10 protein-coding genes are annotated in these 13864 nt (G+C 60.5%); 8 read left to right on the top strand and 2 right to left on the bottom strand.

The window, feature by feature from the left end:
• Position 1 precedes the first annotated feature (1 nt).
• The 3 genes from VIO10_RS12315 (at position 2) to VIO10_RS12305 (ending at position 4725) form a co-directional block, all read left to right on the top strand.
• The gene (locus VIO10_RS12315; RefSeq protein ID WP_331964483.1) at positions 2-448 is read left to right on the top strand and encodes a DUF721 domain-containing protein; all 447 of its coding nucleotides are present in this window, start codon (positions 2-4) and stop codon (positions 446-448) included.
• 43 nt (positions 449-491) lie between these two features.
• The gene (locus tag VIO10_RS12310; RefSeq protein ID WP_331964480.1) at positions 492-2123 is read left to right on the top strand and encodes an N-acyl-D-amino-acid deacylase family protein; all 1632 of its coding nucleotides are present in this window, start codon (positions 492-494) and stop codon (positions 2121-2123) included.
• Between the two features lie 187 nt (positions 2124-2310).
• Positions 2311-4725, top strand: coding sequence for a P-loop ATPase, Sll1717 family (locus tag VIO10_RS12305; protein ID WP_331964477.1), 2415 nt, complete (start codon positions 2311-2313; stop codon positions 4723-4725).
• A 360-nt stretch (positions 4726-5085) separates the two neighbouring features.
• Here the strand turns inward: VIO10_RS12305 and VIO10_RS12300 are convergent, their stop codons facing one another.
• Positions 5086-5874: a HEAT repeat domain-containing protein gene (locus VIO10_RS12300; RefSeq protein WP_331964474.1), complete on the bottom strand. Its 789-nt coding sequence runs from the start codon at positions 5872-5874 to the stop codon at positions 5086-5088.
• 39 nt (positions 5875-5913) lie between these two features.
• On the opposite strand from VIO10_RS12300, the gene VIO10_RS12295 reads away from it, so the two are divergent.
• The 4 genes from VIO10_RS12295 to recA all read left to right on the top strand — a co-directional run bounded on the left by VIO10_RS12295 (position 5914) and on the right by recA (position 9480).
• Positions 5914-6906, top strand: a complete 993-nt coding sequence (locus VIO10_RS12295) for a DUF3108 domain-containing protein (RefSeq protein WP_331964471.1) — start codon at positions 5914-5916, stop codon at positions 6904-6906.
• 50 nt (positions 6907-6956) lie between these two features.
• Entirely contained in the window at positions 6957-7598 is a 642-nt protein-coding gene (locus VIO10_RS12290) for a 2-hydroxychromene-2-carboxylate isomerase (protein ID WP_331964468.1), read from the top strand.
• Between the two features lie 16 nt (positions 7599-7614).
• Entirely contained in the window at positions 7615-8256 is a 642-nt protein-coding gene (gene thpR / locus VIO10_RS12285) for an RNA 2',3'-cyclic phosphodiesterase (RefSeq protein ID WP_331964466.1), read from the top strand.
• Between the two features lie 153 nt (positions 8257-8409).
• Positions 8410-9480, top strand: a complete 1071-nt coding sequence (recA, locus tag VIO10_RS12280; protein WP_331964463.1) for a recombinase RecA — start codon at positions 8410-8412, stop codon at positions 9478-9480.
• 122 nt (positions 9481-9602) lie between these two features.
• Here recA and VIO10_RS12275 read toward each other — a convergent pair whose 3' ends face one another.
• Complete coding sequence (locus VIO10_RS12275) at positions 9603-10631, bottom strand: DUF445 family protein (protein WP_331964460.1); 1029 nt, start codon at positions 10629-10631, stop codon at positions 9603-9605.
• Between the two features lie 391 nt (positions 10632-11022).
• On the opposite strand from VIO10_RS12275, the gene alaS reads away from it, so the two are divergent.
• On the top strand, positions 11023-13710 hold the full coding sequence (alaS, locus tag VIO10_RS12270) for an alanine--tRNA ligase (RefSeq protein WP_331964457.1): 2688 nt from the start codon (positions 11023-11025) through the stop codon (positions 13708-13710).
• The last annotated feature ends 154 nt before the right edge of the window (positions 13711-13864 follow it).

Raw genomic sequence — 13864 nt, 5'->3', positions numbered from 1 at the left:
CATGCCGACTCGACGCCACAGGGCTCCGGAACAGATCGGCGCCGCGATGCAGCCGCTACTCGATCGCATCGACCGCGAAGGTCATTTCGCGATCGTGCGCCTGGCGAAAGCATGGCCGGAGATCGCCGGCGAGACGATCGCGCGGCGCACGGAAATCGTCTCGCTGAAATTCCACACCGCGGTCGTGAAAGTGTCGGGTGCGATGTGGATACAAGAACTGAACCTGATGAAGTCGCAAATTCTCGCGCGCGTGACGGAGCGGTTGGGCGACGACGTCGTGCGTGAGCTGCGATTTGTGCAGGGACGGCTAAGCCGGCGCGAGCGGCCGAAACTGCGCACGGTGCCGCGCGCGACACGGAAATCGATCGAGCTGCCGGAGTTGAAAGATCCCGAGTTGCGCAAGGCGTTCGAGCGGCTGATCGAGGCGTGGGGCCGCGCCTCGAGGTGATGGGGTTTGCGCTGGACGCCACGATTCGCGAATAATCGCGTTCATGGAATATGACGTAGTCGTCCGCAACGGCGTCGTGGTCGATGGTAGCGGCGCGCCGCGCTACCGCGCCGACGTGGCAATCAAAGATCGCAAAATAGCCGCGCTGATCGATCCGGGCGACGCCGCCAGCGCATCGGCAGCGCGCGAAATCGATGCGACCGGGCTGGCGATCGCGCCGGGCTTCATCGATATGCATTCGCACTCCGACTGGGTTCTGCCGGTTGCCGATCACGGGAAAATCCTGAAGCCATTTCTGCTGCAAGGCGTGACCACGTTTGTCGGCGGCAATTGCGGCTTCTCGGTGGCGCCGGTGATGCGCGAGCGGCAGCGGATGCTCGACGAGTCGGGCCGCCTATGCTCCGAGCGGAAGTTCGATTGGGAATGGGACGACGTGGCGGGCTTCGCCGCGTATCTCAAGCGCCGCGGGCTCGCGCTCAACGTCGCGCATCTGGCCGGCCATGGCAGTATCCGCCTGAGCGTGATGGGCTCGGACGCGGGCGAGCCGTCGGCGCAGCAGTTGCGCGCAATGCAGGCGATGGTCGAGGGCGCGATGGCCGACGGCGCGGTGGGGCTTTCGACCGGGCTTGGCTATTTTCCGGGGATGATCGCGAAGCCGGCCGAGCTGGCAGCTCTGGCGCGGGTGGCTGCGGCGGCGGGCGGCGTGTTGACCTCGCATCTGCGCGCATACACGGAGCGCTCATTGTTCTTCGACAGCCGGGCGGTTCCACACAACATCCTGGCCGTGCGCGAGATGGCCAATGTCGCGCGCGAGGCGGGCGTACCGCTGCAAGTTTCGCATCTGATTTTTGTCGGCCCGCAAACCTGGGCGACGGTCGATGACACGATTGCCGAAGTCGAGCATCACCAAAGCGCCGGGGTCGATATCGCGTTCGACACTTTCCCTTACACCTGCGGCAACACGACGATTCGGGTTATTTTTCCGGCGTGGGCGCAAACCGGACTCGAAGCTTTGCTCGATTCAAAGGACGGGTGGGCGAAATTGCGCGCCGGATTCCGGCCGCTCGCGCCGTTCATCGCCGACGCGGTTCAGCTCATGTGGGCGGTCAAGCCCGAACTCAGTCATCTCGAGGGCAAGTTCTTCGGCCAGATCGCAGATGAGTTGAAGCTCGATCCGATCGATGCGTACCTGACTATCGCGCGTGAGAGCGGAACGCGCGCGCGGGTGCTGAACCATCTATACAGCGGCGACGACTACGGCGACGAGCATGCGCTGCGGGAGGCGATGAAGCATCCGCTGAACATGTTCGAGATGGACACGATTCTCACCTCCTACGGGCATCACAATCCCGCCAGCTTCGGCACCTACCCGCGAATCCTGGGGCATTACGTGCGCGAGTTGAAACTGCTGACGCTCGAAGACGCGGTTCACAAGGCCACCGGGATGGCGGCCCAGCGGATGCGGCTGGGCGCTCGCGGCCTGGTGCGTCCGGGATACGCGGCGGACCTGGTGATATTCAATCCGGAAACGATCGGATGCGCCGCGGATGCCAAAACGCCGACGGTGGCGCCGGTTGGAATCGAGCACGTGATGGTCAACGCAAGCGCGGTGGTCGCCGACGGCAAGTGGTGCGGCGACGGCGTGATGGCCGGCGAGTGGATCGCCCGGAAATAGGCGCGCGAGATCTCGCGGCCGAGCTTCGGAAAGGCCGCCTTTCATCCTATTCCGAGCCCACTGGCGTCCGCCAAGGACCCGGAAACGACGCCCGCACTGCGCCGAAAATCGCATCCATGTGTGGAGCAAAGCGGACACTTCAACTTGACAAGGCAAACTGCTAGTTGCCAACCTTAACCAGAAGTCTATGCCGGATAAGCCCACCAAAGTCTTCGCTGCATATCCATCTCGCCCGCCCGCCCTCGGGGAAACGATCCGTACGGCCCTTGAGCGGCTGAACGGTCCGGCGTACGAGGTGACCCTCTGGGAGAATGCTCGCGTCGGTGGCAAGGTGGTAATAACCGAGCTCTGTCGCCTCATTGACGGATCCGACTTATTTGTAGCTGATGTCACAGGGATCAATCCAAACGTGATGTTTGAGTTGGGTTATGCAATCGCGTCGAAGAAGCCGGTCTGGCTGATATTTGATGACTCCCGCCTCACTTACCAACGAGATTACGAGAAGTTCAGACTTCTAACCGGCGTCGGTTACTGCGCCTACCTCAATTCACAGGATATTGTTAACGGTTTCTATAAGGATTTTGCGGCCGGAGATTTAGGAAGGACCATCTTCGGCACTGAGATCGAACCGATTCTCGGAAACCCTGATTCCAATGGAGTCCTATATTTGCGAAGTCGGTACCAGACCGACGCGGATAGAAAGATCAGCGAGGCTGTCGCTCGCCACGCGCGCGAAGGTCTGCCATGCACGATAGACGATCCGAACGAAACCCGCGTCCAACCATTGGCGTGGTACGGACAGAGCATCTATTCGTCCGTAGGCATTCTCGCTCACCTGTGCAGCGAAGACCGCGAAGACGGCCGGATACACAATGCGCGAGGGGCCTTCGTATGTGGAATGGCGTCAGGATTTGGGAAACCGAATCTGATTCTTGCGGAGCACGACTATACGGCACCATTCGACTATAAAGATCAGCTCATAAACTACTCTACCGCTCGTGAGGCTGTAGGCTATGCGGAAGTATTTCTGATTAGAACGCGGAATTCCTATCTTTCTTTGGTGCACCCAATTCGGATCGAAAGATCTGGTGCCATCAAACTTGCAACCGAGCTTAGGAGCCTGAGGGTTGGCGAATACGTTGCCGAGAACGAGGCCGAACACCTTGACGATTACTTTGTCGAAACGTCAGCCTACCGCGAGGTGCTTGACGGACGCCATTCCATTTTTTTGGGACGGAAGGGTACCGGCAAAACAGCGAACCTTCTGCGAGCAGCTTCTCAGCTCAGGGCCGACCCCCGTAACCTCGTGGTCGTCATACAACCGGTCGGTTATGATTTGGCAGGTCTAACTAAGCTACTAAGGAGCTACCAGGAGCGAGACGCAAAAGGTTACCTCGTCGACAGTCTCTGGAAGTTTCTCATTTATAGTGAGATAGGGCAGGCTGCTTGCGCGAGCATTCGAGCCAGACCTTCGCATGCGTATTCCGCGGCTGAGCGAGATCTTCTGGAGAGTTATAGCTCAGCAGCTTCTCCCTTGCGTGGCGATTTCGCCATTAGACTTGAGCGCGTTCTCGAGTCTTTAGAGCCAGTGCGCCAATCAAATGGAATCGAAGCAACAAGAATTGCCATATCAGAGGTTTTGCATGCGGGCTTGATTTCGAAGCTGCGGATCCAGCTTGGTGAAGCGCTGAACGAGCGTGAACGAGTGGCTGTATTGATAGACAATCTTGACCGGGCGTGGCTGCGAGGCGGCGACTTAGATCATATTGGCGAGTTGATTTTCGGATTGCTTGGCGCGGCCGAGGGAATGCAAGCCGATTTCGCTAAAGAACGTCATCGTCGGAAGGCCGTGAAAATGACCTTGGGGGTATTTCTGAGGACTGACATTTTCAACTACCTCACGCGCTCCGCGCGTGAACCCGACAAGCTGTCGTTTTCTCGAATTACGTGGGATGATCCTGAGCTGCTGACGCGTGTTCTTGAGGAGCGGTTGATTGCTTCGACCGATGCCGGTTCCGCCGAGGAGGTATGGGAACGCTTCTTCACGCCACGCGTCACGGGTATTCCGATAAGAGAATATTTGGTGTCGAGGACGTTGCCGAGGCCCAGAGACATTGTGTATTTGACGAGAGCAGCCGTATCAACGGCAATAAACCGAGGGCATGCCCGAGTAGAAGAAGCAGACGTCTTTGGGGCTGAGAAACAATATTCGCAGTATGCCCTAGACACAATTGAAACTGAGGCGATGGCTGAATTTCCCGAACTGGCGAAGTTACTGTACGAGTTTGCGGGAGCCAAGGAAATTCTGGAGAAAGAAGAACTAGAGAAATTCATGTCCAAGGCGGGCTTCGAGTCCGACCGGTTTGCGGCCGCCGCTGAGTTTTTGCTCACGTATGGGTTTCTGGGCTTGGAGATAAACGAAGATGCGTTTGATTTCGCGAGCGATGAGAATGAACTGAGGAAAAACTGGGTGTTGTCGCGCAAACTCCAGGAACGGTCCGGAAGGCCGCCTCGATTTAGGATCCACAAGTCATTTCATTCTTACCTTGAGATTCAAAGAGACGCGTCACAGCCTTCGCTTTTTCTCAAACGCCCTTCTTGACCGTCTTTTACCCGGAGCCCAGCTTCATAGCCGTCGTCGCTACGACTTTCGACGGTAACATTCTGATTCCGTGTTTCTGACTCCGGTTGCTCCTTTCCTGCGCCCTTCTACTTTCGGAAATCGATCGGTTGGGCGCACACTGAGCCGCCGGCGTTGGAGCCGTATACCATCTCACCGCCGATGTCCACGAGCCTTCGGTGAAAGCCTCTCCCGGCGTCCATTCTCGACCATCGCGAGGGTTGCGATCGACGCGGGGGCGGCACCCTCACTGCGGCCGACAAGCGGCCGGCCTCCTCTCACGTATGATAACGGGCGAGGTAATCTCAGAAGGGGAACAATCGCGGGCGCGCAGGGGCGCGGTCAGCGCTCCGCGTCCGACATCTTCTTGTCCATCTCGCGCAGTTTGGCGAGTTTCTGGTCGGTCGGCTCGTTTTGCTTGCTCGAATTGGAAGCAACAGTCTTGGCGCGCTCGGTCGGCATCTCGCCGCTGACCTTTTGCAGCGCTTCCTTCGCGAGGCGACGGACTATCGGGCTTTGATCCTCGGCAACGACCGTGTTCAGCAGCCCAACGGCCTTGTCGCTTCCGATCTCGCCAAGGGCGAAGACGGCGGTGCCGCGGCCGCGCTCGTCCTGATCTTCGCCGAGATACTGCATGACGGGCACCGCGCCTTGCGCATCGCCGATCCTGCCAAGCGCCGCCACCAGATGCAGCTTGACGATGGGCTCGGTGGAACGCAGGAATAGCATCGAGGACATCGGCGGCACGGACTCATTGGCTTCACGCGCGCCGAGGATATCGACGGCCTTGATCTTGACCCGCACGTCGGGGTCGGACAGCGAGGTCATCAGGATCTGGTTGACTTCCGGATCCTGCAGAAAGCGGAGTTTCTCCAGTTCGGCGACGCGCGCGACGGGGTCGGCGTCCTTGAGGCCCAGCTTTACGTCTTTGATGATCTTGAACGGCGTTTCCTGCATCGCCCGATTCGTCATATCGTCAACGCCGGGTTTCACTTGCCCCTGATGCGACATTGGACTGGAACTGAGAGCGCTGCCCAATCCCTGGCCGCCATACTGCGCAAAGGCGAGGTGTGGTACCGCAAGAGCGACGCCAAGCGCGAAGACCGCAAATAAATTTCGCGTGCTAGTCATTTCCCGCACCTCCGCAATCGGCCAGAATTATTGGTGATAATGAGAGGTATTGCAAGGAAGCTCGGCGCCGGGGCGAGGCGCGGGAATGTTCGTGGCGATGCGCCGGCGAGCATTATCGCCGCCGCGTTCATGCTCATTATAGTCGCCGCCGGCGCGGTCGCTATCGCGGCGCCGATACTGGCATTCGGCCCATCGTATTCGGATCCGCCGGCACAGCCTCGGCCGGCGCACCCACTCATGCATCGCCATTTGCCGACACCGGCGCCGACCCCGATGGCGCTGCCGCCGCAGGTCAAGGCGAAGGTTCCGGCGTACAAACCGGGGCCGATACCGTTTCACGACGGCGAGCAGTTGATCTACCAGGCGTCGTGGGTTGGGATTCCGGCGGCGCAGGCGCGCCTCGAGTTCCACAAAGGGCCGAAAGATCCTTCGCGATGGATTGGGGAAATCTGGATCGAGACCAACCCGTTTGTGGATGTGTTCTACAAAATGCGCGACTACATGCGGGAGAGCATGGCCGATGACACGCTCCACACCAGCGGTGTTTATTTGGTCCAACACGAAAAATCGCGGCTCAATTACTACGACGTGACCATGGATCGGCCCGCGCAGATGGTCACGATGACGAAGAAGAATCACAAAGGAACGCAGAGCAAGGAGTTCATCGCGTCAGATCCGTGGGGACCGATTTCGGGCGCGATGATGGCGCTGACGCAGAAGTTCGAGCCGGGCAAGACCTATGCCTTCGACGTGTTCAGCGGCAGCCAGCGCTATGTTTTCGCATTTGAGGTCGAAAAGCGCGAGAAGATTCACCTCTCGATCGGCGACTTCGACGCATGGCGCATCGTGCCCGACGTCTGGTACGTCAGCGACGGCGAGCTGCGCAGTCAGGCGCACGCAACGGTGTTGTGGATATCGGCGGACGAGCGCCATCTGCCGCTGCGGATCGAGGCGCAGGCGTTCATCGGGTACGTGCGGGCGGACTTGATCAAGATCGATGGCAAGGACGGAGTCGAGAGTGCGCAAAAATGATGGTTCGAGCGTGGCTCACTGAGCTACTATCGAACCGGGGGAATCGGACGATGCCCAAGAAGCTCGAATTTTTCTACGACTGCTCGAGCCCGTGGACATACCTGGCGTTCACCAAGATCGAGGACGTCGCGCGGCGCCACGATGCGGAACTGATCTGGCGGCCGATCCTGGTGGGCGGCCTGTTCAACACGGTCAATCCTTCGGTGTACGAAAGTCGCGCCAGGCCGGTTCCGGCCAAGGCCCGGTACTACGTCAAGGATCTGGCCGACTGGGCGCGATTCTACGGCCTCAAGATCGGCAACCCTACGGTGTTCCCGGTCAATTCAGTCAAGGCGATGCGTGGTGCGTTCGTCGCCAACGAGCATCGGGTAATTGCGCATTACTCCCGGCACGTGTTCGAGAGCTATTGGGGGGAAGACAAGGACATCAGCAAGGACGGCGTACTGCGCGAAATCGTGCGCGCAACGGGCCTCGACGAAAAAGAATTTTTCACCAAGATCGCCTCCGATGAGTACAAGGCCAGGCTGCGCGAGAACGTCGAGGAGCTGATCGCGCGCGGCGGTTTTGGATCGCCAACGATGTTCGTCGAGGGATCGATGTTCTTCGGCAACGATCGGCTGCCTCTGGTCGAGCATGAGCTGGCGGTGGGAGCCGGCGGGGACTTAAACGAAGTATCGGGCAGCTCAACTTAATTTCAATCAGGATCGAATGACGCATTGGGCGGAAGATCAGGTACCAGCGCATCTGCGCGACGACCTCGGGCAGCACGAAGCCGGGGGAGTGCGCGCGTTCGTCGCAGTCCGGATGAACGAGCAGGTCGAGCACTCGGTGGCGGAGACGATCGACGAGCTGAAGCGTCCGCGCGACGGTGTCCGATGGGTGCCGCGGGCAAATCTGCATATCACGCTCAAGTTTCTGGGACCGGCAGTGGATTCGCATCGATTGCAGCGGCTCACCGCCGGGCTTCATCAGCTCGCGACCAGGACGGCGCCATTCGAGGTCGCCGCGTCCGGCGTCGGCGCGTTCCCCGACCTCGACCATCCGCGCACGATTTGGGTGGGATTGCATAGTGTGGAATCGGGGGTGCTTGGCGCGCTGGCCGCGCGGGTGGAGACGGTCGCGGCTGAGTATGGATTCGAGCGCGAGAAGCGGCGCTGGAGCGGGCATCTGACGATCGGGCGGGTTGGCGATCAGCCGCTTGCGGGCAAAATTCGCCAGGCGCTACACGCGGCGCGGGAGCGCGAGTTCGGCGTCTCGAGGATCGAATCGATCACGCTCTACCGCAGCCATCTGGGGCCCGACGGATCCAGCTACGAAGCGCTCGCGACGTTTCTGTTCCAGTCGCGTTAGCGGGTCGCAGTGCCGCCCTTTGGTCTTTTGGCAACACCGGCGCCGTCTGCTCAACACCCCTGTGGACGCGAGCGCCGGCGCGGATAGAGCTATCGACGCGAGTTTGTGGCAAGATTCGCATCACGATAAACATATCCCGCATGGACACATTCGATGGCGATAGAGATCAAAAGTAAAGCGCTCGACCTGGCGTTGAGCCAAATCGAGAAACAGTTCGGCAAGGGCTCGATCATGAAGCTCGGCGAGCAGGCGATTTCGGCCGATATCGCGGTCGTATCGACCGGCTCGCTCGGACTCGACCTCGCACTGGGCGTGGGTGGATTGCCGCGCGGGCGCGTGGTCGAAATCTACGGCCCGGAATCGTCGGGCAAGACGACGCTGGCGCTGGAATGTATCGCGGAAGCGCAGAAGACCGGCGGCACCTGCGCGTTTATCGACGCGGAACACGCGCTCGACGCGGCCTACGCGCGCAAGCTCGGGGTCAAGGTCGAGGACCTGCTCATCTCGCAGCCCGACAACGGCGAGCAGGCGCTGGAGATCACGGAGACGCTGGTGCAATCGGGCGCGATCGACGTGCTGGTAATAGACTCGGTGGCGGCGCTGGTGCCGCGCGCGGAAATCGAAGGCGAGATGGGCGAGCCGCAGATGGGGCTGCAGGCGCGCCTGATGTCGCAAGCGCTGCGCAAGCTTACGTCGATCATATCGCGCTCGCGCACCATCGTTATCTTCATCAACCAGATCCGGATGAAGATTGGCGTGATGTTCGGGAATCCGGAGACGACCTCCGGCGGCAACGCGCTCAAGTTTTATTCGTCGGTGAGAATCGATATCCGGCGAATCGGCACGATCAAGAACGCGACCGAAGTGATCGGCTCGCGGACCAAAGTCAAAGTGGTGAAGAACAAGGTCGCGCCGCCGTTTCGCGAGGCCGAGTTCGACATCCTGTACGGCACCGGGATTTCGAAGGAAGGCGAGCTGGTCGATATGGCCAGCGAGCACAATATCATCGAGAAGCTCGGCGCCTGGTACTCCTACAATGGCGAGCGGATCGGGCAGGGACGCGAGAACGCGCGCGATTTGCTCAAGGCGAATCCGAAGCTGGCCGACGAGATCGAAGCCAAGGTGCGCGAAAAGCTGGCGGCCAGGCCGGTCGCGCTGCCGCCCAGCGCGCCGCTCGAGGAGCCGGCGGAGACCCCCGCGCCGCCGCCCAAGAAGAAGGGCTGAGCAGGGGGTGACCCCTGCACCCGGTATTAAGGCCGCCCGCCGTTGGCGGGCGCGGCCCCTGCCAACGGGTCTTAATACTGCGCTGCCGTCGCCACGGCCAGGGGTCACCCCTGCCCCCTGCCTCACATCGCCAGGTGGAAGTGGGCGAGAATTGCGGGGCCGTTGTGCGAAAGGATTCGCGATAGCGCGAACAGCAGCCCGAAGAAGGCGCCGAACAGGCCGCCGTTGACGCGAATCCAGTCCAGATGCGTGCGCGTCTTCGATTCAATCTGAATCCTGATCTGGTCGTCAGAGAGCCGTGCCAGATTCTCGCGGACCATCTGCGTTATCTGACCGCGGCTTGATTCGACCGTCCTGCGCACCAGGTTGTCGATCAATCGCTGTGCAAATTGATTCGCGTAGCTCTCGGGATCATGAAGCTGAATCCCAAACTCGTGAATTGCGCTTTCGAGCGTGTCGCGAAGCTCGGGATCGTTTTGCAGCTCGGGCAGCCGTTTGCGCAAATTCGCCGCGATCCGCGCACCAATCGAATCCGCGCCGAGCCGATTCATCACCGCGTAGATTCGCGTCACCGTTTTCGGCAGCATCCGCTTGAGGACGGCTTCAAGCCGATCGCGTTTCTCCGGCGATTCGAGGTATTCGATCGCCCGGCTCAGTATCCGCTCCAGGCCGGCCTGTCCCAGCACGTCGTGCAGCTTGAGCTCCTGGAGATACGAGCCGAGCCGGCCGACGAGGTCCATATCGCTCAGCTTGCGCCCGATCATCTGCGGCGTGAGCCATTCGTTCTCGATAGTGGCGGCGATTCCGTCGATCAACTTCGCGCGATTGCGCGGCAGCACGCCGGAGTTGGGCAGGTACCACCGCCGCTCGAAGATCATCTTGAGCGCGATATAGTCGCACAGGCCGCCGATCAGCGCCGCCTCCGCCATCGAGACCGCAATCTCCGACGAGGTTCTCCAATGCGTGAGCATCAGCGCTGACAGGCTCACGAGGTAAACGAACGCCGAAAAGGCCAGCGTCAGATCGCCTTTGTGGGAAAGAAAAAAATTGGTGAAGGAGAAATGCTCTCCGCTGCGGGCGGTCGCGTCGATGCTGATGTCCATGGCTCCAGTTTGGCCGACCTTTCGCGCCAGGCCAACCGCTCGCCGCACCCCAAACCCTGGTCGTTGGCACGACGGGCCAGTATTAAATCGCTGCGCTGCCGTCGCAAACGGCAATCGAAAAATCTGCGCAATGCATCTTTTTCTCCGTCAGCGATTGAGAGCGAAAGACCGTCCACGGGATTTCGCGATTCACACTGCGTCGTCGCCGCAGCGACCGCCCCGCGCGCAGCGGTCTGTTCCATCGCGTAGTCGCGAAAAGATGCGCTGCGCAGATTCTTACGTCTTCTCACTGCGGGTGCAGGGGCCGCAGCCCCTGGCCGTGGCGACGGCAGCGCAGCGATTTAATACTGGCCAGCCGTGCCAACGGCCAGGGGTCACCCCTGCTTTCACATTCAATCAATTGAGTGATTTACCCTTCCCCGGCTACAATTAAAAGTTCATGCGCTGGACTACCGCGAAAATTCGCCAATCGTTTCTCGATTTCTTCGCCGAGCGCGGCCATACCGTTGTGCCGTCGGCGTCGCTGATTCCCAAGGGCGATCCCACGTTGCTATTCACCAACGCCGGGATGGTGCAGTTCAAGGATTATTTCCTGGGCGTGCGCACGCCGCAGCACCTGCGCGTCGCGAATTGTCAGAAATGCCTGCGGATCTCGGGCAAGCATAACGATCTCGAAGCGGTCGGCCGCGACACTTACCATCACACGTTTTTCGAGATGCTCGGCAACTGGTCGTTCGGCGACTATTACAAGGATGAAGCGATTCGGTGGCATTGGGAGCTCATCACCACGACCTGGGAAATCGATCCGAAGCTGCTCCATGCCACCGTTTATAAGGACGACGACGAGGCCGAGCAGATTTGGAAGAAGCTCGGAGTGCTCCTGAACCCCGTCCTGCGCTTCGACAAGGAAAATTTCTGGCAGATGGGCGACACGGGGCCGTGCGGCCCGTGCTCGGAGATTCACATCGATCGCGGCGCGGCGGCGTGCGACGGCCGGCCCCATCCGGGGACGAAATGCGGCGTTAACGTCGATGGATGCGAGCGATACATCGAGCTGGCGAATCTCGTCTTCATTCAATACAACCGCGACGCGTCGGGCGCGCTGATGCCGCTGGCGAAGAAGCACGTCGATACGGGGACGGGCCTGGAGCGCGTCGCCGCGGTGTTGCAGGGGCTGGAACAGGGCAAGCTGCTCGGCAACTACGACATCGACCTCTTCAAGCAAATAATTCAAGTGATCGAACGACTCGCGCAATCCAAGCCACTAGACCCTCGGCTAGCGGCTCAGCATCCAGATGGCGCAGATATCAAATTCGCGACCGTGGCGGACGCGTATATACACATACGAGCGATCGCGGATCATGCCCGGTCAATCACCTTCCTCATTTCCGATGGTGTACGGCCGGGCAACGACAAAGTGGAGTACGTTCTGAAGAAACTGATTCGGCGCGCGGTTCGGCACGGTCAAATGATCCTGATAGACGGACCATTTCTCGGACTCGTATGCGAATCCGTAGTTCGCGCAATGTCCGACGGATACCCGGAACTAATCGCCGCACGAGATGAAATTCGTCGAGTTGTTGATGAAGCTGAGCAACAGGCATTGCTGACAATCAATGAAGGGCGAGAGTTACTCCGTCCGAAGATCCTGCGCCTCTTGCAAGAGGGCCCAGGTTTTCTTTCTGGGTCAGAAGCCTTTGACTTATACGATACTCACGGCGTCCCGGTCGATTTCATCGAGGAGGAGCTTTCCCGAAACCAGCTTGGGATCGACATGCAGGGCTTCAACCGCCTGATGGACGAGCAGAAAGAGCGCGGACGCGCCGCCCGCAAAAATGATGCGGGCGCGCCGGAGATCAGTCTCGGCGCGGGCACTGCGTCGCGATTCGTCGGCTATCACCGCTACGACGGCGAGTCCGAAGTGCTCGCCGCCGACGGCAAGGACGGCGAGCACGTAGCGGTCGTCGTCGCGGAGACGCCCTTCTATCCCGAGGGCGGCGGCCAGGTCGGAGACCGCGGCGTAATCGAGACCGCCTCAGGCGCAATTCTCGAAGTGTCGGACACACGCAAGTCCGACGGCTCCATCGTTCACGTCGGGCGGATTCTGCGTGGCGAGGCTGGCGACTTCGCACGCGGCGCACGCGTCAAGCTCAAGATCGATCGAATCCGTCGCGACGCCACGATGCTCAATCATTCCGCCACGCACATCCTGCATTACGCGTTGCGCGACATCCTGGGCAATACCGTGCATCAGGCGGGCTCGCTGGTCGATCCCGACAAGCTGCGCTTTGACTTCGCCCACACCGGGCCGGTCAAGGACGACGCGCTGGCGACGATCGAGGAAGAGATCAACGCGCGTATCCGCGAGAACGCCGAAGTAACGACTGACGAGATGGCGTACGACGACGCAATCAAGGCGGGCGCGCTCGCATTTTTTGGCGACAAGTACGGCGACCGCGTCCGCGTAGTCAGGATGGGCGATTTTTCGGTCGAGCTATGCGGCGGCACGCACATCTCGCGCACCGGCGACGTCGGCGTTTTCAAACTTGAAGCCGAGTCGGGCGTCGCGGCGGGAGTCAGGAGAATCGAGGCGGTGACGGGGAATGGCGCGCTCGAAATGATTCGCAAGCGCGAGAAGATCCTCGAGGAAATCGGCGCGCAGCTCGGCGCGCGCGACGGCGCGGCCGTCGAGCGGCTCGAAAAACTTCTGGCGCGCGAAAAAGAGCTCGAGAAAAAGCTCCGCGCGATGGAGCAGAAGCTGGCCGCGGGCGCCGGCGGCGCGGAGGCCGAAGAACAAGTGCGCGAGGCCGGCGGCGTCAAAGTCGTGACGCGCAAGCTCGATGGCGTCGATCCGCGCACGATGCGCGAGATGGCGGATCGGATGCGTCAGAAGCACGGCTCTTGCGTGGTCGCGCTCGGCTCCGACTTGGGCGAGGGCAAGGTGGCGATCCTGGTCGCGGTGACGGCTGACCTAACGGCGAAGATCAAAGCGGGCGACATCATCAAGCAGATCGCGCCGATCGTCGGCGGCACCGGCGGCGGGCGGCCGGAGCTGGCGCAGGCGGGCGGCCGCGACGCCTCGAAGCTCGACGAGGCCCTGGCCAAAGTCGCCGCGCTGTTGAAGTAGCCTTTGGAAGCACTTTCATACAACTGGCGAAATGATTACGATTAGCTTCGCCGGCGCTTGAACGACTGCATGGCCGGCGGGCGACAGAGACGAAATCAGTACCTCAAGAGGCCCCGGCGATTCCCCAGTTAGCCACCGAAGATTCGCTCGAACT

Source organism: Candidatus Binatus sp., assembly GCF_036567905.1.
Classification (GTDB): Bacteria; Desulfobacterota; Binatia; order Binatales; family Binataceae; genus Binatus.
The sequence above is the reverse complement of the archived record's forward strand: the minus strand, read 5'-3'. Positions and strand labels throughout refer to the sequence as shown.

What these genes read in the sequence shown, in the direction of transcription:
- VIO10_RS12305 (WP_331964477.1), top strand. Translation starts at nt 2,311, where the DNA reads ATGCCGGATAAGCCCACCAAAGTCTTCGCTGCATATCCATCTCGCCCG.
- VIO10_RS12315 (WP_331964483.1), top strand. Translation starts at nt 2, where the DNA reads ATGCCGACTCGACGCCACAGGGCTCCGGAACAGATCGGCGCCGCGATG.
- thpR (WP_331964466.1), top strand. Translation starts at nt 7,615, where the DNA reads ATGACGCATTGGGCGGAAGATCAGGTACCAGCGCATCTGCGCGACGAC.
- recA (WP_331964463.1), top strand. Translation starts at nt 8,410, where the DNA reads ATGGCGATAGAGATCAAAAGTAAAGCGCTCGACCTGGCGTTGAGCCAA.
- VIO10_RS12290 (WP_331964468.1), top strand. Translation starts at nt 6,957, where the DNA reads ATGCCCAAGAAGCTCGAATTTTTCTACGACTGCTCGAGCCCGTGGACA.
- VIO10_RS12310 (WP_331964480.1), top strand. Translation starts at nt 492, where the DNA reads ATGGAATATGACGTAGTCGTCCGCAACGGCGTCGTGGTCGATGGTAGC.
- VIO10_RS12295 (WP_331964471.1), top strand. Translation starts at nt 5,914, where the DNA reads ATGAGAGGTATTGCAAGGAAGCTCGGCGCCGGGGCGAGGCGCGGGAAT.
- VIO10_RS12300 (WP_331964474.1), bottom strand. Translation starts at nt 5,874, where the DNA reads ATGACTAGCACGCGAAATTTATTTGCGGTCTTCGCGCTTGGCGTCGCT.
- alaS (WP_331964457.1), top strand. Translation starts at nt 11,023, where the DNA reads ATGCGCTGGACTACCGCGAAAATTCGCCAATCGTTTCTCGATTTCTTC.